18 protein-coding genes are annotated in these 19,233 nt (G+C 44.4%); 12 read left to right on the plus strand and 6 right to left on the minus strand.

Annotated elements, in window-relative coordinates:
- Window position 1 precedes the first annotated feature (1 nt).
- The 9 genes from murD to lpxC all read left to right on the plus strand — a co-directional run bounded on the left by murD (window position 2) and on the right by lpxC (window position 10,372).
- The gene (gene murD, locus C5471_RS12865) at window positions 2–1,312 is read left to right on the plus strand and encodes a UDP-N-acetylmuramoyl-L-alanine--D-glutamate ligase (protein ID WP_133814825.1); all 1,311 of its coding nucleotides are present in this window, start codon (window positions 2–4) and stop codon (window positions 1,310–1,312) included.
- On the plus strand, window positions 1,312–2,505 hold the full coding sequence (ftsW, locus tag C5471_RS12870; protein ID WP_133814824.1) for a cell division protein FtsW: 1,194 nt from the start codon (window positions 1,312–1,314) through the stop codon (window positions 2,503–2,505). Before murD ends, ftsW begins: the two co-directional genes overlap by 1 nt.
- Window positions 2,502–3,584 (plus strand): undecaprenyldiphospho-muramoylpentapeptide beta-N-acetylglucosaminyltransferase, encoded by a 1,083-nt coding sequence (murG, locus tag C5471_RS12875; protein ID WP_133814823.1) that lies wholly within the window; start codon window positions 2,502–2,504, stop codon window positions 3,582–3,584. Before ftsW ends, murG begins: the two co-directional genes overlap by 4 nt.
- Before the next feature lie 55 nt (window positions 3,585–3,639).
- Complete coding sequence (gene murC, locus C5471_RS12880; protein WP_133814822.1) at window positions 3,640–5,115, plus strand: UDP-N-acetylmuramate--L-alanine ligase; 1,476 nt, start codon at window positions 3,640–3,642, stop codon at window positions 5,113–5,115.
- Complete coding sequence (locus tag C5471_RS12885; protein ID WP_133814821.1) at window positions 5,108–6,028, plus strand: D-alanine--D-alanine ligase; 921 nt, start codon at window positions 5,108–5,110, stop codon at window positions 6,026–6,028. Before murC ends, C5471_RS12885 begins: the two co-directional genes overlap by 8 nt.
- 1 nt (window position 6,029) lies before the next feature.
- A complete protein-coding gene (gene ftsQ, locus C5471_RS12890) occupies window positions 6,030–6,836 on the plus strand; it encodes a cell division protein FtsQ (RefSeq protein WP_133814820.1) in 807 nt (268 codons plus the stop codon).
- Window positions 6,837–6,875: 39 nt separating this feature from the next.
- Window positions 6,876–8,132, plus strand: a complete 1,257-nt coding sequence (gene ftsA / locus C5471_RS12895; RefSeq protein WP_012777290.1) for a cell division protein FtsA — start codon at window positions 6,876–6,878, stop codon at window positions 8,130–8,132.
- A gap of 63 nt (window positions 8,133–8,195) precedes the next feature.
- The gene (gene ftsZ, locus C5471_RS12900) at window positions 8,196–9,356 is read left to right on the plus strand and encodes a cell division protein FtsZ (protein ID WP_036842753.1); all 1,161 of its coding nucleotides are present in this window, start codon (window positions 8,196–8,198) and stop codon (window positions 9,354–9,356) included.
- A gap of 98 nt (window positions 9,357–9,454) precedes the next feature.
- A complete protein-coding gene (gene lpxC / locus C5471_RS12905) occupies window positions 9,455–10,372 on the plus strand; it encodes a UDP-3-O-acyl-N-acetylglucosamine deacetylase (RefSeq protein ID WP_133815004.1) in 918 nt (305 codons plus the stop codon).
- A gap of 92 nt (window positions 10,373–10,464) precedes the next feature.
- Here the strand turns inward: lpxC and C5471_RS12910 are convergent, their stop codons facing one another.
- A complete protein-coding gene (locus C5471_RS12910; protein ID WP_133814819.1) occupies window positions 10,465–10,989 on the minus strand; it encodes a DUF721 domain-containing protein in 525 nt (174 codons plus the stop codon).
- A 32-nt stretch (window positions 10,990–11,021) separates the two neighbouring features.
- Between C5471_RS12910 and secM the strand changes: the two genes are divergently transcribed.
- The 3 genes from secM to mutT all read left to right on the plus strand — a co-directional run bounded on the left by secM (window position 11,022) and on the right by mutT (window position 14,848).
- On the plus strand, window positions 11,022–11,546 hold the full coding sequence (gene secM / locus C5471_RS12915; protein WP_133814818.1) for a secA translation cis-regulator SecM: 525 nt from the start codon (window positions 11,022–11,024) through the stop codon (window positions 11,544–11,546).
- 80 nt (window positions 11,547–11,626) lie between these two features.
- Window positions 11,627–14,338, plus strand: a complete 2,712-nt coding sequence (gene secA, locus C5471_RS12920) for a preprotein translocase subunit SecA (protein ID WP_133814817.1) — start codon at window positions 11,627–11,629, stop codon at window positions 14,336–14,338.
- A 117-nt stretch (window positions 14,339–14,455) separates the two neighbouring features.
- Complete coding sequence (gene mutT / locus C5471_RS12925; protein ID WP_036842761.1) at window positions 14,456–14,848, plus strand: 8-oxo-dGTP diphosphatase MutT; 393 nt, start codon at window positions 14,456–14,458, stop codon at window positions 14,846–14,848.
- A gap of 38 nt (window positions 14,849–14,886) precedes the next feature.
- Here the strand turns inward: mutT and yacG are convergent, their stop codons facing one another.
- The 5 genes from yacG to gspE all read right to left on the minus strand — a co-directional run bounded on the left by yacG (window position 14,887) and on the right by gspE (window position 19,219).
- The gene (yacG, locus tag C5471_RS12930) at window positions 14,887–15,084 is read right to left on the minus strand and encodes a DNA gyrase inhibitor YacG (protein WP_133814816.1); all 198 of its coding nucleotides are present in this window, start codon (window positions 15,082–15,084) and stop codon (window positions 14,887–14,889) included.
- A gap of 30 nt (window positions 15,085–15,114) precedes the next feature.
- Complete coding sequence (zapD, locus tag C5471_RS12935; protein ID WP_133815003.1) at window positions 15,115–15,867, minus strand: cell division protein ZapD; 753 nt, start codon at window positions 15,865–15,867, stop codon at window positions 15,115–15,117.
- Window positions 15,860–16,483, minus strand: coding sequence for a dephospho-CoA kinase (gene coaE, locus C5471_RS12940; protein ID WP_133814815.1), 624 nt, complete (start codon window positions 16,481–16,483; stop codon window positions 15,860–15,862). The genes zapD and coaE overlap by 8 nt, the downstream gene beginning before the upstream one ends.
- A gap of 91 nt (window positions 16,484–16,574) precedes the next feature.
- Window positions 16,575–17,774, minus strand: a complete 1,200-nt coding sequence (gene hofC / locus C5471_RS12945) for a protein transport protein HofC (RefSeq protein ID WP_133814814.1) — start codon at window positions 17,772–17,774, stop codon at window positions 16,575–16,577.
- Window positions 17,774–19,219 (minus strand): type II secretion system protein GspE, encoded by a 1,446-nt coding sequence (gene gspE / locus C5471_RS12950; protein WP_133815002.1) that lies wholly within the window; start codon window positions 19,217–19,219, stop codon window positions 17,774–17,776. The genes hofC and gspE overlap by 1 nt, the downstream gene beginning before the upstream one ends.
- Window positions 19,220–19,233 lie beyond the last annotated feature (14 nt).

The following is a 19,233-nucleotide window of genomic DNA, read 5'->3' on the forward strand; positions in this document are numbered from 1 at the left end:
CATGGCAAATTATTTGGGTAAAAAAGTCGTCATTATCGGGTTGGGGCTGACCGGCCTCTCCTGTATTGACTTTTTTATGGCGCGAGGTGTGATCCCCCGTGTGATGGATACCCGTTCAGCGCCGCCTGGCGGAGATAAATTGCCTGATGATGTTGAGTGTCATAGTGGCAGTCTGAATGCTGGCTGGTTGATGGATGCTGATTTGATTGTTGCAAGCCCTGGGATTGCTCTGACAACAGTCGAGTTGCAGGCTGCGGCTAATGCAGGCATTGAAATTGTTGGTGATATCGAGTTGTTTTGTCGTGAAGCAACAGCCCCGATAGTCGCAATTACAGGTTCTAATGGTAAAAGTACTGTCACCAGCCTGGTTGGTGAAATGGCGAAAGCGGCTAATTGGCAGGTGGGGGTGGGCGGTAATATTGGCCTTCCTGCATTGGAATTATTGAAGAAATCCTGTCAGCTTTATGTCTTAGAACTTTCCAGCTTCCAGTTGGAAACCACATATAGCCTGAAAGCAGCGGCAGCCGCTGTGCTTAATGTGACTGAGGATCATATGGACCGTTATCCGCAGGGGTTATCTCAGTACCGGGCAGCTAAATTGAGAATTTATCATCAGGCGAAGAGATGCGTGGTAAATGCTCAGGATCCTCTGACATTGCCTGAAATGGGTATGGACAGCCGTTGTGTCAGCTTTGGTGTTGATTGTGGCGACTACCAGCTTGATAGTAAAAGTGTTCTTTTAAAAGTTCACAACCAATCACTGCTGGCGACAAATGAAACCAAACTGACAGGGCGGCATAACTACGTAAATGGATTGGCTGCACTGGCGTTAGCCGATGCGGTTGGGATCCCCCGTAAAGCCAGTTTGGCGGCATTGAAAGTTTATCCGGGGCTTGAGCATCGTTTCCAACTTATCCATATGAAGAATGGGGTGCGCTGGATTAACGATTCTAAAGCAACCAATGTTGGCAGTACAGAAGCGGCGCTTAATGGTTTGAAGCTGGATGGCACGCTTTATTTGTTGTTGGGCGGTGATGGTAAATCGGCAGACTTTTCTCCGCTCAAGCCTTTCCTTAGTGGAAATAAAGTTCGGCTTTACTGCTTTGGCCGTGATGGAAAACGATTGGCGCAACTACGTCCAGAAATGGCGACATTGACTGAAACGATGGAACAGGCAATACGTGATATTGCACCACGATTGGTTGCTGGCGACATGGTGCTGTTATCTCCCGCTTGTGCAAGCCTTGATCAGTTTCGTAATTTTGAACAGCGCGGTCATGAGTTTGCCCGTTTGGCAGAGGAGTTGGGCTAATGTCTATTCCGGGGTTCAGTAGATTAAAAGACTGGGTTATTGGTGGTCGTGAAACTGATGTCACCAATATGGTGTTGTACGATCGCACACTGGTTTGGCTGACTCTCGGATTGGGGATTATCGGCTTTGTCATGGTGACTTCGGCGTCAATGCTGGTTGGGCAGCGTCTTGCAGAAGATCCTTTTCTGTTTGCCAAACGTGATGCGATTTATCTATTGCTGGCTTTCGGGTTGTCATTAATCACACTGCGTATTCCGATGGATTTCTGGCAACGCTATAGCAACCTGATGCTGCTGACTTCCGTGATTTTGCTGCTGGTTGTGCTGGTGGTAGGAAGCTCAGTAAACGGTGCATCACGTTGGATTGCGTTGGGGCCTTTGAGAATTCAGCCTGCTGAGTTATCGAAACTTTCTTTGTTTTGTTATCTCGCCAGTTATTTGGTGCGCAAAGTAGAAGAAGTACGGAATAACTTTTGGGGATTCTGTAAGCCAATGGGAGTGATGGTCGTGTTGGCTGTACTACTTCTGGCCCAACCTGACTTGGGAACGGTGGTCGTGCTGTTTGTAACAACATTAGCCATGTTATTTCTGGCGGGAGCAAAACTATGGCAATTTCTGGCGATTATTGGTTCAGGGGTATTCGCGGTAGTTTTGCTGATTATTGCTGAACCTTACCGTATACGCCGTGTCACTTCTTTTCTGGATCCTTGGGAAGATCCGTATGGCAAAGGTTATCAGTTAACGCAATCTTTGATGGCTTTTGGTCGAGGGGAGTTTTTAGGGCAAGGGTTAGGGAATTCAGTTCAGAAACTGGAATATCTGCCGGAAGCACATACTGACTTTATTTTCTCTGTTTTGGCAGAAGAATTGGGTTACGTAGGTGTGGTTTTGGTGTTGTTAATGATATTCTTCGTCGCTTTTCGCGCGATGACTATAGGTCGTCGCGCATTGCAGATGGATCAGCGTTTTTCCGGTTTTCTGGCTTGTTCGATTGGTATCTGGTTCAGTTTTCAAGCTCTGGTTAACGTTGGAGCAGCTGCGGGTATGCTGCCGACTAAAGGGTTGACTTTACCTCTGATTAGTTACGGTGGTTCAAGTTTGCTGATTATGTCAACAGCTATCGTATTACTATTAAGAATTGATTTTGAAATACGCCGGGCAAAAGCACAGGCGTTTGTAAGGAGTCCACGATGAGTGGAAAAACCCGACGTTTAATGGTGATGGCAGGTGGAACCGGAGGACATGTCTTTCCGGGCCTGGCTGTGGCTCATCATTTAAAAAACCAGGGCTGGGAAGTTCGCTGGCTGGGAACAGCAGATCGCATGGAAGCCGATTTAGTGCCAAAACATGGCATTGAGATTGAATTTATTCAGATTTCTGGCCTGCGAGGTAAAGGGCTCAAAGCACTGTTAGTTGCTCCGGCACGAATTTTCAAAGCGATTCGTCAAGCAAAGGTGATTATGCGTCGCTATCAACCAGATGTTGTGCTCGGAATGGGAGGATATGTTTCTGGTCCGGGTGGCATTGCTGCGTGGATGTGTGGTGTTCCGGTTGTCCTGCATGAACAGAATGGCATTGCCGGGCTGACAAACCAGTGGTTGGCGAAAATCGCGACAACGGTTTTACAGGCATTTCCCGGGGCGTTCCCAAAAGCGCCTGTTGTTGGGAACCCTGTTCGCGCAGATGTGCTGGCATTACCCACACCTGAGCAACGTTTGGCAGAGCGTGAAGGCCCAATTCGGATTTTGGTTGTTGGTGGCAGTCAAGGGGCGAGAATTCTGAACCAGACAATGCCCGAAATTGCTGCCCGTATGGGTGATAAAATTACGGTTTGGCATCAGACAGGTAAAGGGGCGGAAGAAAGTGTCCGGAATGCCTATAACAATAATTCCCATCACAGCTCAGTTAAATGCGAACATAAGATTACTGAATTTATTGATGATATGGCGCAAGCTTATGCTTGGGCTGATCTGGTGATTTGCCGTTCTGGCGCGTTGACGGTCAGCGAAATGGCAGCGGCGGGATTACCTGGGATTTTTGTCCCATTTCAGCATAAAGATCGCCAGCAATACTGGAATGCGTTACCACTGGAAAAGGCTGGCGCGGCAAAAATACTGGAGCAACCTCAATTTACGGTTGATGCAGTAATCGAATTATTAATTCAGTGGCAACGTCCACAATTGTTGAAAATGGCAGAGAAAGCCCGTTCAGCAGCAATTGTTGATGCAACTGAGCGAGTATCGGCGGCATTGAGCAATGCAGCGGAAAAATGATTCCGATCGTCTTAAACAGGACGATGAAGTAAACCTATATAGTGAAGAAAAAAACGTGAATACACAACAATTGGCGAAATTAAGAGCTTTCGTGCCTGAGATGAGAAAAGTCAGGCATATCCACTTTGTCGGCATTGGTGGTGCTGGCATGGGGGGGATCGCCGAAGTGTTAGCTAATGAAGGTTATCAGATTAGTGGATCTGATTTAGCACCAAATCCGGTAACTCGGCAGCTCACTAAACTGGGCGCTCAGATTTACTTTAACCATCGCCCTGAAAATGTACTCAATGCCAGTGTTGTTGTGGCCTCGACCGCAATACAGGTGGATAACCCGGAAATTATCGCTGCGCGTGAAGCCCGAATCCCGGTCATTCGCAGAGCGGAGATGCTGGCAGAACTAATGCGTTACCGTCATGGTATTGCTATTGCCGGCACTCATGGCAAAACAACAACAACAGCGATGATTTCCAGCATCTATGCACAGGCTGGCTTAGATCCCACTTTTGTTAATGGTGGTTTAGTTAAAGCCGCAGGAACACACGCCCGTCTTGGCAGCAGCCGTTATTTAATTGCGGAAGCTGATGAAAGTGATGCTTCTTTCCTGCATTTACAGCCGATGGTGGCGGTAATTACCAATATCGAAGCGGACCATATGGATACCTATCATGGTGACTTTGAAAACCTGAAACAGACATTTATTAACTTCCTGCATAACCTGCCTTTCTACGGGCGTGCGGTGATGTGTATTGATGATCCGGTTGTCAAAGAGTTAATCCCTCGCGTGGGACGCTATATCACGACTTATGGCTTTAGTGAGGAAGCAGACGTACGTATTACTCATTATGAGCAAAAAGGTGCACAGGGGTATTTTACTGTCAGTCGTCAAGATATGGCTGATCTGAAAGTCGTATTGAACGCACCGGGCCGCCATAATGCGCTGAATGCAGCGGCAGCAGTTGCTGTTGCGACTGAGGAAGGCATTGCTGGCAGCCATATTCTGGCTGCGTTGGCAGGTTTTCAAGGAACCGGGCGTCGTTTTGATTTTCTGGGGAATTTTTCTCTGGAACATGTTAACGGCAAAGAGGGCAGTGCAATGCTGGTTGATGATTATGGTCATCATCCAACGGAAGTGGATGCAACCGTTAAAGCTGCCCGTGCTGGCTGGCCGGATAAACGTATTGTGATGGTATTTCAGCCTCATCGTTATACCCGGACTCGTGATCTGTATGACGACTTTGCCAATGTATTGAATCAGGTAGATGTATTACTGATGCTGGATGTTTACTCTGCTGGCGAAGCCGTTATTCCAGGGGCCGATAGCCGTTCGTTGTGCCGTACAATCCGTAGCCGCGGTAAGTTAGATCCCATTCTGGTATCTGATCCGGAAAAGGTGGCTGCTGTGTTGGCACAAGTACTGGACGGTAATGATTTAGTTCTGGTTCAGGGTGCCGGAAATATAGGCAAAATAGCGCGTAATCTGGCTGAAACAAAATTACAACCATCTTTGGATGAGGAAAAACACAATGGCTGAGAAAGTCGCGGTACTGTTGGGAGGAACTTCCGCTGAACGTGAAGTTTCACTGTTATCGGGACAAGCCGTGCTGGCTGGATTGAAAGAAGCAGGTATTAATGCACATCCGGTTGATACAAAGGATTTTCCTGTAACTCAGTTGAAAGAGGCGGGATTTGAAAAAGTCTTTATCGCGCTTCATGGGCGTGGTGGGGAAGATGGTACTTTGCAAGGTGTCTTAGAATTTTTGCAGCTGCCTTATACCGGTAGTGGCGTGATGGCTTCTGCATTGTCGATGGATAAATTACGGACAAAACAGTTATGGCAAGGGATCGGGCTAACTGTTTCACCTTATGTTCCAATTAATTCTAAGCAATTTGAACAATTTACTGATTTGCAACTCAAAGAGTATGTGGCCGATTTAGGTTTGCCATTAATTGTTAAGCCAAGCCTGGAGGGTTCCAGTGTTGGAATGACTAAAGTGAATGAGATTTCAGAGTTACGTGGTGCTCTGGAAACGGCATTTCATTTTGACACTGACTTACTGGTAGAAAAATGGCTGTACGGCCCGGAATACACGGTAGCTATCCTCGGTGATACGGCTTTACCTTCTATTCGTATTCAACCCGCTGCTGTTTTTTATGACTATGATGCAAAATATCTGTCTGAAGAAACAAAGTATTTTTGTCCAAGTGGCTTAAGTGATGAAAAAGAGCAACAACTGACAGAAATAGCACTTAAAGCTTATAAATCAGTTGGATGCAGCGGTTGGGGACGGGTGGATGTCATGATGGATACTGATGGCGGTTTCTATCTGCTGGAAGTGAATACCTCTCCAGGGATGACCAGTCACAGCTTAGTGCCGATAGCAGCGCGTCAGGCTGGATTAAGTTTTTCACAGTTGGTGGTAAAGATTTTGGAGTTGGCTGATTGATATGTCTCAAGCGGCCCTGAAAGTAAGGGAGCGGGATAATGAAAATAACAGTTCCCGCCCCAGTAACGGCTCTTATTTGGCAGGGCTTATTTTCTTCCTGATGGTCATTGGGACCATTGTTTGGGGTGGCTTGGCCGTCCTGAACTGGATGAAAGATGCTAATAGATTGCCTATTTCAAAATTGGTGGTAACGGGTGAGCGTCACTACACTACCAATGATGATATCCGGCAGGCAATTTTGTCATTAGGGCAACCGGGAACTTTCATGACGCAGGATGTGAATATTATTCAGCAACGTATTGAACGGATGCCGTGGATAAGACAAGTCACTGTTCGTAAACAGTGGCCTGATGAACTGAGAATTCATCTGGTAGAATATGTTCCTTATGCGCGTTGGAATGATTCACAGATGCTGGATGCAGAAGGGCTGGTATTTAGTATACCGGCTGAATGGGAAGCTAAAAGCAATTTTCCGATGCTTTATGGTCCACAAGGCAGTGAGAAAGAGGTACTTGATGGCTATCGGGCTATGGCTAAACTTCTTGCTGCCAATAAACTGAAATTGAAAGTGGCGGCAATGACTGCGCGTCGTTCCTGGCAACTGACACTGGATAATGATATCCGGCTGAAGCTGGGAAGAATGGATACAACAGGCCGTATTAAACGTTTTATCGAGCTTTATCCGCTGCTACAGCAGAACACAAAGAAAAGAGTAGATTATGTGGATTTGCGTTATGACAGTGGTGCCGCTGTAGGTTGGGCACCTTTACCAATTGATGCTCCTAATGCCCGGGTCAATGGGCAATAAGCAGTTACTAGCAATAATATAGAGGCAGGCAGAACAACAATGATCAAATCGACGGACAGAAAATTAGTAGTTGGCCTTGAGATTGGCACAGCAAAGGTATCTGCCCTTGTTGGTGAAATTCTGCCCGATGGTATGGTTAATATTATCGGGGTGGGAAGCTGTCCATCCCGCGGTATGGATAAAGGCGGTGTAAACGACCTGGAATCGGTTGTTAAATGTGTACAGCGGGCTATCGATCAGGCTGAATTGATGGCAGATTGTCAAATTTCTTCTGTTTATCTAGCGTTATCTGGAAAACATATCAGTTGTCAGAATGAAATCGGGATGGTTCCTATTTCTGAAGAGGAAGTCACCCAAGAAGATGTAGACAATGTTGTTCACACTGCCAAATCCGTTCGTGTACGTGATGAATACCGGATACTGCATGTTATTCCTCAAGAATACGCTATTGATTATCAGGAAGGCATTAAAAATCCGGTGGGGCTTTCCGGCGTGCGTATGCAGGCGAAAGTTCACTTGATTACTTGCCATAATGATATGGCGAAAAATATTGCAAAAGCCGTTGAGCGCTGTGGTTTGAAAGTCGACCAGCTTATTTTTTCCGGGCTGGCTGCCAGCTATGCTGTTTTGACTGAAGACGAGCGTGAACTGGGCGTCTGTGTGGTAGATATTGGCGGCGGGACGATGGATATTGCGGTGTATACCGGCGGAGCGCTGCGTCATACCAAAGTCATCCCTTATGCAGGTAACGTCGTCACCAGCGATATTGCTTATGCCTTTGGTACTCCACCAAGCGATGCAGAAACGATAAAAGTACGCCACGGTTGTGCGCTAGGTTCGTTGGTCAGCAAAGATGAAAGTGTGGAGGTACCAAGTGTCGGTGGACGCCCACCACGTAGCTTACAGCGCCAGACGCTGGCTGAGGTCATTGAGCCTCGTTACATCGAATTACTGAATTTAGTGAATGATGAAATCCTGCGATTGCAGGAACAGTTACGCCAGCAGGGTGTTAAACACCATCTGGCTGCGGGTATTGTCCTGACCGGTGGTGGTGCTCAGATTGATGGTTTGGCTGAATGTGCCCAGCGTGTATTCCACGCTCAGGTGCGTATTGGTCAACCTCTTAATATTACTGGTCTGACGGACTATGCGCAGGAGCCCTATTATTCAACAGCGGTAGGGTTGTTGCATTACGGAAAAGCCTCTCACCTTAATGGTGATGCGGATATTGAAAAACATGCTTCAGTGAGTCGCTGGTTTAAAAAAGTCAGTAGCTGGCTGAAAAAAGAGTTTTAATTTTATACAGAGACTGCATCTGTTTTTTGGTCTCGCTATAAAGGCACAAAGCGGAGAGAAACTATGTTTGAACCAATAGAATTAACCAATGACGCGGTGATTAAGGTCATCGGCGTCGGCGGTGGCGGCGGTAACGCTGTTGAGCACATGGTGCGTGAGCGCATCGAAGGTGTTGAATTCTTTGCAGTAAATACGGATGCTCAGGCATTGCGTAAAACTGCTGTCGGCCAGACTATCCAGATTGGTAATGGTATTACTAAAGGTCTGGGGGCTGGTGCAAACCCGGAAGTTGGTCGTACTGCTGCGCAAGAGGATCGTGATGCATTGCGCACTGCTCTTGATGGTGCGGATATGGTATTTATCGCTGCGGGTATGGGCGGTGGTACTGGCACTGGTGCAGCACCTGTGGTAGCTGAAATCGCAAAAGAACTTGGGATTTTGACTGTTGCTGTCGTTACCAAGCCTTTCAATTTTGAAGGTAAGAAACGTATGGCGTTTGCTGAACAAGGGATCACTGAACTGTCCAAACATGTGGATTCATTGATTACCATTCCTAATGACAAACTGCTGAAAGTGCTTGGCCGCGGCATTTCACTACTGGATGCTTTCGGGGCAGCCAATGACGTCTTGAAAGGAGCAGTTCAGGGTATCGCTGAACTGATCACACGTCCAGGTTTGATGAATGTTGACTTTGCTGACGTGCGTACCGTGATGTCTGAAATGGGCTACGCGATGATGGGTTCGGGTATTGCGCAGGGTGAAGACCGTGCGGAAGAAGCGGCTGAAATGGCGATTTCCAGCCCGCTGCTGGAAGATATCGACTTGTCAGGTGCTCGTGGTGTTCTGGTTAACATTACGGCTGGCTTTGATCTGCGTTTGGATGAGTTCGAAACTGTGGGTAACACTATTCGGGCATTTGCATCGGATAATGCAACCGTCGTTATCGGTACCTCTCTGGATCCAGACATGAATGATGAGTTGCGTGTGACGGTGGTTGCCACCGGTATTGGTATGGATAAGCGCCCTGAAATTACGCTGGTTACCAATAAAGCATCTCAGTCAAGCGTCATGGAACACCGTCATCAGCAAATATCTGGCGGTATGTCTTCGCTGTCAGAAGAAAATAAACCCGCTGCAAAAGTGGTGAATGACCAAAGCGCACAAACTAGCAAGGAACCCGATTACTTGGATATTCCTGCATTTTTGCGTAAACAGGCCGATTAATAGCTAAAAAATTGGATTCTCCGCTTTTTGTGCTAAACTTCCCCGCCAGCCATAGTGTATAGTGGTTGGCAGGATGGATAACATTGCGAGATAAAATGATGATCAAACAAAGGACACTTAAACGTATTGTTCAGGCGACTGGCGTCGGTTTGCACACCGGTAAGAAAGTCACACTGACAATGCGCCCAGCACCGGCTAATACCGGGGTCATCTATCGCCGCACTGACTTGAATCCACCGGTTGATTTTCCGGCAGATGCAAAATCCGTGCGTGATACTATGCTCTGTACTTGTCTGGTAAATGAGCATGACGTGCGAATCTCAACGATCGAGCACCTGAATGCAGCGCTTGCAGGGCTGGGTATTGATAATATTATTATCGAAGTTGACGCGCCAGAAATTCCTATTATGGATGGCAGTGCCAGCCCGTTTGTCTTCCTGCTGTTGGATGCGGGTATTGAAGAGCTGAACACATCTAAAAAATTCCTGCGCATTAAAGAAGCTGTACGTGTGCAAGAGGGCGATAAGTGGGCAGAGATGACACCTTATAATGGTTTCAGTCTGGATTTCACTATTGACTTTAATCACCCTGCGATTGATTCAAGTTCTCAACGTTACTGTCTGGATTTTTCAGCGGAAGCGTTTGTTCGCCAAATCAGTCGTGCGCGTACTTTCGGCTTTATGCGTGATATTGAGTACTTACAATCTAAAGGCTTATGTTTAGGCGGCAGCTTTGATTGTGCGATTGTTGTTGATGACTATCGCGTACTTAATGAAGATGGCTTGCGTTTTGAAGACGAATTTGTCCGTCATAAAATGCTGGATGCAATCGGTGATCTGTTCATGTGTGGTTATAACATCATTGGTGCATTTACTGCGTTCAAATCGGGTCACGCGCTGAACAATAAACTGCTGCAAGCAGTTCTGGCTCAAGAAAGTGCATGGGAACTCATCACTTTCGAAGATGAAGCTGAAATGCCGCTGGCTTTTCGTGCTCCATCGACTGTAATGGCATAACGCTTTAGTGTGCCAGAGAATAACTCAATGATGCATCTCAGTGGGTTATGCTATCAGTGATTTAGTTCTCGCTGATAATCTTTTACTCAGCGTTAACATTTCTTCCTAGCTGTGCTGGCACTCTCTCCGGCCAGTGCAGCTAATCGTTCTAATCTTTCCTTCAGCTTCTTGGGACTACGATTCGCTAATATAATGAGTTCCTTGGCGCTTTCCTGACTTAATTGACGTACCGGTAAGGTTTTATGCTTGTCACTCGTTGTTTTTGCGAAGCTCTGCGCACTATTGTTATGCTTAATCATTAGTGATGGATTAATCCTGATGTCGATGGAAGACAATGATGGTAGAATTTCGCTTCTTAACGCAGAGAGTAACGTTGGCAGCTCGTAACGTAATCTGGTCATCCAACTGGCGTTTCCTGCTTCCAGTACCAGAATTTGTTTGCGATAATTGGCGACCCGGCACCAAGGATGTAACTGTGCGGGAAGCAAGCTGGTAACGGCACGGTTAAGTTTTAACAAAGCGACGGCACGTTGCTGGATAACATGTAGCGGGTTTTTCTCAACGGCAGCGGCGTCTTCAAAAAGAACATCTAATGATTGTGGGCGGCTATCGCGCATAATAAAAATAGCTCCGATATAATGAAGGATTAATGGGTATTCTAAATCTTTGGCGACAATTTGGCAGACGTTATTTCTGGTCACATCTATTATTGGGTGTGGTTGCAGCAAGTATTGGCGTTCCTACCGTTTTCACGGGTGTTACGGAAAATATTGCACAAGCTAATACGTCATCCAGCCAGAGTTGGCAAAATCAGGCTTTATCGGCTTTTGATAACCTGTTCTCATTGCAAAATGTTCAACGTCAGCCTACCAATGGGGTTAATTACTGGCAACAACATGCTGTGCGCAATGTTATCCGGCAGCTTTCTTTTGCTTTTTCTGTTTCCCTGCCTATGAGCAAAGAAACAGCAAAACAAAGTACCCGGTTAAGTTCTTCCAGTATTCAGCAGCTTGTGCTGGAAACGCTGAATGCATTGTTAATTAGGAAACCTGAGCCACCTGAGCCGGTTTCAGATATACAGTTTCTGACTGTTGCACCACAATCTTCTCATACCCCAGTGTTTTGGATTGCCAAAGCTCAAGGTATTCGTGCAGGCCCTGCTGCTTACCTCTGAATCTTCTTTTTTACAAATTTCGAAATAAATAACTATTTGCTGGCTGCGAAATAACGGCCTTATCTGAGATGTAATTAACTATGCTGATTAAATTATTAACTAAGGTTTTTGGTAGTCGTAATGATCGTACACTGCGTCGTATGCGTAAAGTTGTTGATGTCATCAACCGCATGGAACCTGAATTTGAAAAATTGTCTGATGAAGAATTGAAGGGTAAAACAGTCGAATTCCGTGCTCGTTTGGAACAAGGTGAATCGCTGGAGAATTTGTTACCTGAAGCATTTGCAACAGTACGTGAATCGAGTAAGCGTGTGTTTGCTATGCGTCATTTTGACGTTCAGTTACTAGGTGGTATGGTTCTGAATGAGCGTTGTATTGCTGAAATGCGTACCGGTGAAGGTAAAACACTCACAGCGACTTTGCCTGCTTATTTGAATGCACTAACTGGACGTGGTGTTCACGTAGTCACCGTGAATGATTATCTGGCACAGCGTGACGCTGAAAATAACCGTCCATTATTTGAATTTCTGGGGTTGAGTGTGGGTATCAACCTGCCAGGTATGCCCGCACCCGCTAAACGCGGAGCATATGCGGCGGATATTACCTACGGCACTAACAACGAATATGGCTTTGATTATCTTCGTGACAACATGGCATTTAGCCCGGAAGAACGTGTTCAGCGTAAACTGCATTATGCGCTGGTGGATGAAGTTGACTCCATTCTGATTGACGAAGCGCGTACGCCATTGATTATTTCCGGCCCGGCTGAAGACAGTTCTGAACTTTATATCAAGGTCAATAAGCTGATCCCTAAACTGATTCGCCAGGAAAAAGAAGATTCAGATACTTTCCAGGGAGAAGGCCACTTTTCTGTTGATGAGAAATCCCGTCAGGTTAACTTAACGGAACGCGGTCTGGTTCTGGTTGAACAATTGTTGGTGGAAGCGAAATTGATGGAAGAAGGTGAATCTCTGTACTCCCCAACTAACATCATGTTGATGCACCATGTTACTGCTGCCCTGCGTGCCCATGTTCTGTTTACCCGTGATGTTGACTACATCGTGAAAGAAGGTGAGGTTATTATTGTCGATGAGCATACTGGCCGTACTATGCAGGGGCGTCGTTGGTCTGATGGGTTGCATCAGGCTGTTGAAGCGAAAGAAGGCGTAGAAATTCAGAATGAAAACCAAACTCTAGCTTCAATCACTTTCCAAAACTATTTCCGTCTGTATGAAAAACTGGCTGGCATGACCGGTACGGCAGATACAGAAGCATTTGAATTCAGCTCGATTTATAAGCTCGACACCATTGTGGTGCCGACAAATCGCCCAATGATCCGCAGTGATTTGCCGGATCTGGTGTATATGACTGAAGCGGAAAAAATTGAAGCTATCATTGAAGATATCCGCGAATGTACCAGTAAGGGGCAGCCAGTATTGGTGGGAACGATTTCTATTGAGAAATCTGAACTGGTTTCCTGTGAGCTGACTAAAGCCGGTATTGAGCACAACGTGCTTAACGCTAAATTCCACGCAATGGAAGCAGATATCATTGCTCAAGCGGGTCAGGCAAGTGCAGTAACTATTGCGACTAACATGGCTGGTCGCGGTACTGACATTGTGCTGGGTGGTAGTTGGCAGGCAGAAATTGCTAAATTGCCGGAACCAACAGAAATTCAGATTGAAGAGATTAAAGCTGCATGGCAGGAGCGTCATGATATCGTTCTGGCGGCGGGTGGTTTACACATTATTGGTACCGAGCGTCATGAATCCCGTCGTATTGATAATCAGTTACGTGGTCGTTCTGGTCGTCAGGGGGATGCCGGCTCATCCCGTTTCTATTTATCAATGGAAGATTCACTGATGCGTATTTTTGCATCTGATCGCGTCACCGGCATGATGCGTAAACTTGGTATGAAACCCGGCGAGGCGATTGAACATCCGTGGGTGACCAAAGCCATTGCCAATGCTCAACGTAAAGTAGAAAGCCGTAACTTTGATATCCGTAAGCAATTGTTGGAATACGATGATGTTGCTAACGATCAGCGCCGTGCTATTTATGCCCAACGTAACGATTTGCTGGATGTCAGTGATGTTAGTGAAACTATCAGCAGTATCCGTGAAGATGTCTTTAAAGCAACTATTGATACTTATATTCCGCCTCAATCTTTAGAAGAGATGTGGGATGTAGAAGGTTTGCAGCAGCGTTTAATGGCTGATTTTGATTTGGAACTGTCGATCAAAGAGTGGCTGGATAAAGAGCCTGAGCTACACGAAGAAACTTTGCGTGAGCGTATCTTTGAACAGGCTGTTGAAATCTATAAACGTAAAGAAGAGATTGTCAGCCCTGAAATGATGCGTAACTTCGAGAAAGGTATCATGTTGCAGACTTTGGATATGTTGTGGAAAGAGCATCTGGCAGCAATGGATTACCTGCGTCAAGGTATCCACCTGCGTGGCTATGCTCAGAAAGATCCAAAACAGGAATATAAACGAGAATCTTTCGCCATGTTTGCAAACATGCTGGAGTCGCTGAAATATGAAGTGATTAGCACATTGAGCAAAGTTCAGGTGAGATTACCTGAAGAAGTCGAGGCTCTAGAGCAGCAACGTCGTGCGGAAGCTGAACGTTTGGCAAGACAACAACAATTAAGCCATGAAGTGGAAAAAGGTGCTTTGATGTCTAAAACAGAAGCTCAGATTGCCAATGGTACCCGTAAAGTAGGTCGTAATGATCCTTGTCCTTGTGAGTCGGGTAAAAAGTATAAACATTGCCACGGGCGCTTGCAGTAATGATAAAAAGGCGGGAAACCGCCTTTTTACTGTTGGCTTTAAGCAGATGACTTTGAATATGAACCTTGATTGTTGGTTGCTTAATAATTGAAACGAATAAATGAAGATGATAGTAATATGGAAAAGAAACACCTGTATATAGCCGCTGGGATTATTAGAAACTCACGACATGAAATTTTTATTACTCAGCGTCATGCCGATACTCATATGGGCGGTTTTTGGGAATTTCCTGGCGGGAAAGTCGAAAAAAAGGAAACATCTGAACAGGCTTTAGTGCGTGAGTTACAGGAAGAAGTTGGTATTACTGCTACTCATTATGAATTGGTAAAAACGGTTGAACATGATTTTCCTGACAGGTTGATTACCCTGTATTTCTTCTTGGTGGATGGATGGGAGAATGAACCTTTCGGCAAAGAAGGGCAACTTTCCCGGTGGGTATTACAGAAAGATTTAATTGCTGACGAATTCCCACCCGCTAATCGCAGTATTGTTGCATTACTTACTGCTTAAATTGCAAATAGCCGCATTATGATTAACGCGGCTACTTATTATTGTTCCGGTTGTTCACTCCAATCGTCACTATCGGAATTTTCACTTTGGCTCGGTATCCGTTTCTCTTCATTTGCCCACTTGCCTAAATCAATTAACTGGCAGCGTTTACTACAAAATGGGCGGTATGGACTTACTTCTCCCCAAACCACACTTTTACCGCATGTTGGGCACTCAATCGTCAATAATTCAGACATAATCACTCTCCTGATAACTCGCTTGTCATATTAGCAGCATGCTAGTTCAAATGGTAAATGAATGGGCACACCTCCTTGTTCACTATCCAATGGTAAGAAGCGGATAGCAAAGCGGGTCTTGTGACCGGAAATTTGAGGAAACAGTAAAGGTTTTAATGGTAAACGTAATCTCAGTAAATCTGCCCCTTCTGCCGTATCCTGATGAAAACCGTTTTTACTGACCTCAGAACGGAAAATAGCAGATTGGCGAATGAGTTCTAAAATACTTTCCAGCGCTTGTTGGAGTGGTAGCAAGCTATCAATCCAGAAGGAAACCATTTTATCTCTTTCTGACTGTGGCAAGTGAAGCCATAAATGCAAGGTGGGTAGATCAAAACCACAACAGCCACTTGGAATACTGAGGCGCTGGCGCACCATACTGATAATTTTATCTTCTTTAAGGGATTGCCCTAGCCGTGGTGCTTTGCTTAATGCAGCAGCTCGCTCTTTCAATTTTAATCTGAAACTATTGACGATATTAACATCAACATCAGGTAGTTCAGCCCATTGTTTCAATTTTGCCTGTTGCCGTTCTAATTCTTTTAGCAATTCTGAACGTACCTCCCCTCGTTCCAGAACTTCAAGTAGTTCAGCAACTGTGCGGAAGAAGGCGAGGCTGCTTGCCAGCGAGTCTAAATGGCGCTGGCTGGTGAGTTGTTGCAGGGAGGATTCAATTCGCAACCATGATCGCATCTTTTCATTCAGTGGGTGTTCAAAAATGATTGTAGAAGTTGTGTCACTCATCATGATTATCCTGTCTGACTGATTCAGCTAATCTTAAATATTGTTGATGTAGTTCGGCAACACGAGGAACAATTGCCTGTGCGTTATCATGATTTGAGATAACGTCATCAGCATAAGCCAGTCTTTCACTACGAGATGCTTGTGCAGCCAAAATATTTTCGACTTGTTGATAGCTAATACCATCACGGATGGCTACCCGGCTAATTTGTACTTCAGGTGGAGTGTCAACGACCAGGATCCGATCTGCCAGATGCCCCAAATTATTTTCGACTAATAATGGGATAGCCCAAATGACATAAGGTGCAATTATCTGTTCTAATTGCCGTCTGGTCTCTTGATGTATCAGAGGATGAAGAAGTTGGTTAATCCATTGTTTTTCTTGTTTATTTGTGAATATTTTCTGGCGTAACAGTGCTCGGTTAAGGCTACCATCTGGTATCAATATGTCATGACCAAAGTGTTCTGTGATGGCTTGTAAAGCAGACGTTCCAGGTGCAACGACTTCTCTGGCAATAATATCTGCATCAACAAGAGGAACACTGAGAGCTGCAAAAGCGTTGGCGATAGTCGTCTTACCACTGCCAATCCCACCTGTGAGTGCAATAATATAAGTCATCCTATCCCTTCATATTACTTGATAGTATTTCAGGATTGTAACCGAAAGGGGGCAGATGACCTAGAGGCAAAACCAGAGAATCGTTTTTACTTCAAGTGAGTACCGTACCCAGCTGAAAAATAGGTAAATACATTGCGAGCAATAGTATGCCAACAATAGCGGCTATTATGACTATAAGTATTGGTTCTAGTAACTGAGTCATATTATCAGAAATTTCCAATGCTTGTTGTTGGTACCAGTTAGCGAGATTTCCCAATAACAGTTCCAGATTACCCGATTCTTCGCCAACACTGACAAACTGTTGACACAATGCAGGAAAACAAGATTGTTGCTTCAGTGTTTCGCTCATTGGTATCCCTTGATTAATTTGGACTCGTAAGAATTTAGTCGCTTTTAAAAAGACCGGATGATTTATTGATGCAATAGCACTGTCTAACCCTGCGGTGAGTGTCAGACCGGCTTTTTGTGTCATAAACAAAATATGAAAAAGTTGCCCTAATTGCTGACAGCTAATTAATTTTGCAATAACGGGTAAATGTAAAATCAGATTTTTCTCACGGATAATCCATATCGTATAACGTTGGCGTAATTGCAGATAAAATAGGAATAGTGCTATTAACCCAATAGTGCTATAGACACCATATTGGATCAACCAATTGGAAACCATTAGTAAAGTGCGGGTTAGTAAAGGAAGCTGTGCGTCAAATGAATGATAAATATGTTCAAACTCAGGTAAGACAAAAATCAGCATTAATAAAATAATGATGATGGCAACAACAGTAATAATCAGAGGATAGCGTAGTGCTTTTGTTATTTTTTTCTGCAACGTGTCTTGCTGTTCCTGTTGTTTAACCAACAATTGACAGCAGATTTCTAATTGCCCTGTTAATTCTCCAACAGCAATAAGTTGGCAAAATAAAGGTGGGAAGAGAAATGGATAATTTTTTAATGAGGCAGAGAACGATTCTCCGCAGGTAATTTTCTTACTAATATCTGACAATACACAATGCCATAATGGATTACCACATTCACGAATAAGAATATTCAAGCAATTCAATAATGGCATTCCTGATGATAATAGTGTTGCCAATTGACGAATAAAGTTCAGACGGTAGCCAATCTGTTGTTGGTGGTAAAATATCCATTTCTCACATTTTATATTATAAGGTTGCAATCCGGCATGGATAAGTTGCTGATATAAAACTTTCCGGCTATCACATAATGATTTACCTTTTGATATTTCACCTTTGTTGTTAACTGCTTGCCAATTATAAAGATAATGAACTTTCATTACTCTTCCTGCCCTGTGACCTGATAAATTTCTTCCAGTGTAGTAATCCCTTGTTCTACTAATGAAACACCGGATGAAAGTAAGGTGTCTTTTCTTTGATTCATAATAATTTTTTTTACATTTTTAGGGTTATTTTCTGATAATATTTGTTGAATTTCATATGTTATTTCTAAAAATTCATAAATAGCGGTTCGGCCATAATAACCAGAAAAGCAATGTTCACAACCGGCGGCTAGCCATTGCTTGATAGATAAAGAATTATTTCCAATACTAATAATCGTCTCTTCTGTTTGTTGATTGCGGCAATGAAGACATAATTTTCTGACAAGCCGTTGAGCGATAATTAATTTGATACAAGACGCTGCCATATAACCTGAAATACCCAGACTCTGTAGGCGGGATAATGTATCTACAGTAGAATTAGTATGTAATGTAGAAAGCACTAAATGGCCTGTTTGTGCCGCTTTCACTGAGATTTCGGCTGTTTCGCTATCACGTATTTCTCCTACCATAATGATATCGGGATCTTGTCGTAATAATGCCCGTAATACTTTGGCAAAATTGAGTTCAATTTTACTGTTCGTCTGTGTCTGATTAATGCCATTAAGTGGGATTTCAACTGGATCCTCTACACTGCAAATATTCTTTTTATTCTGATTTAAATATTGTAAACAGCTATATAAAGTCACTGTTTTTCCACTGCCCGTCGGACCGGTCACTAAAATCATTCCTTGTGGTAATTCTAATTTTTGTTGGAGCTGCTTTAATAATTGATCAGGAATACCTAATTGATCCAGTGACAGTTGCCGCATGGTATTTAATATCCTGAGCACAACTTTTTCTCCGTGTATTGTTGGCAGGGTAGCCATACGGATAGCGTAATTGTGCCGTGCGTCATACCAATCAAATTGTCCATCCTGAGGTAGTCGTTTTTCAGCAATATTCAATTTCGCCATTATCTTAAGACGTGCGGCAATACTTGCATTCATCTGAGGCGATGGAGAGGACAAGAGATGTAATGCACCATCAACCCGGATACGAATACGATAACCTTGCTGGAATGGTTCAAAATGAATATCAGATGCACGCCGTTGAATTGCAGTTAATAAAGTTTGATTAATCAATTGAATGACGGGTGCATCATTCCCATCTGCATTGATATCAGTTGTGAGGGGTAATAAAGATGCCTCCTCCTCGGGTAAGTGATTGAGTGAAATATTTTGATGCAATACTGATTCAATTTTTGCCCGTGGCCAAATCTCTACATTAACGATGCGTCCGGAAATAAAGCGTAATGCTGATAATAAATCATCATTAGGTAATTCGCTGCTGGCAATTGTTATCGTATTATCATCTTTTTTTATCACAATAGATTGATGACGCTGACAAATATCATGAATTTCTCTTTCCATCAATGTATTTTCTGTTTCCGAAGGTGAGTTCATTATTGTTTCCTGCG

Origin of the sequence: Photorhabdus tasmaniensis, from assembly GCF_011189505.1 — a bacterium.
Lineage (GTDB): Bacteria > Pseudomonadota > Gammaproteobacteria > Enterobacterales > Enterobacteriaceae > Photorhabdus > Photorhabdus tasmaniensis.

Bases quoted from the DNA above. Each gene is read 5' to 3' on its own strand.
- murD (WP_133814825.1), top strand. From the start codon at position 2: ATGGCAAATTATTTGGGTAAAAAAGTCGTCATTATCGGGTTGGGGCTG.
- ftsW (WP_133814824.1), top strand. From the start codon at position 1,312: ATGTCTATTCCGGGGTTCAGTAGATTAAAAGACTGGGTTATTGGTGGT.
- murG (WP_133814823.1), top strand. From the start codon at position 2,502: ATGAGTGGAAAAACCCGACGTTTAATGGTGATGGCAGGTGGAACCGGA.
- C5471_RS12885 (WP_133814821.1), top strand. From the start codon at position 5,108: ATGGCTGAGAAAGTCGCGGTACTGTTGGGAGGAACTTCCGCTGAACGT.
- ftsQ (WP_133814820.1), top strand. From the start codon at position 6,030: ATGTCTCAAGCGGCCCTGAAAGTAAGGGAGCGGGATAATGAAAATAAC.
- ftsA (WP_012777290.1), top strand. From the start codon at position 6,876: ATGATCAAATCGACGGACAGAAAATTAGTAGTTGGCCTTGAGATTGGC.
- ftsZ (WP_036842753.1), top strand. From the start codon at position 8,196: ATGTTTGAACCAATAGAATTAACCAATGACGCGGTGATTAAGGTCATC.
- lpxC (WP_133815004.1), top strand. From the start codon at position 9,455: ATGATCAAACAAAGGACACTTAAACGTATTGTTCAGGCGACTGGCGTC.
- C5471_RS12910 (WP_133814819.1), bottom strand. From the start codon at position 10,989: ATGCGCGATAGCCGCCCACAATCATTAGATGTTCTTTTTGAAGACGCC.
- secM (WP_133814818.1), top strand. From the start codon at position 11,022: ATGGGTATTCTAAATCTTTGGCGACAATTTGGCAGACGTTATTTCTGG.
- secA (WP_133814817.1), top strand. From the start codon at position 11,627: ATGCTGATTAAATTATTAACTAAGGTTTTTGGTAGTCGTAATGATCGT.
- mutT (WP_036842761.1), top strand. From the start codon at position 14,456: ATGGAAAAGAAACACCTGTATATAGCCGCTGGGATTATTAGAAACTCA.
- yacG (WP_133814816.1), bottom strand. From the start codon at position 15,084: ATGTCTGAATTATTGACGATTGAGTGCCCAACATGCGGTAAAAGTGTG.
- zapD (WP_133815003.1), bottom strand. From the start codon at position 15,867: ATGAGTGACACAACTTCTACAATCATTTTTGAACACCCACTGAATGAA.
- coaE (WP_133814815.1), bottom strand. From the start codon at position 16,483: ATGACTTATATTATTGCACTCACAGGTGGGATTGGCAGTGGTAAGACG.
- hofC (WP_133814814.1), bottom strand. From the start codon at position 17,774: ATGAAAGTTCATTATCTTTATAATTGGCAAGCAGTTAACAACAAAGGT.
- gspE (WP_133815002.1), bottom strand. From the start codon at position 19,219: ATGAACTCACCTTCGGAAACAGAAAATACATTGATGGAAAGAGAAATT.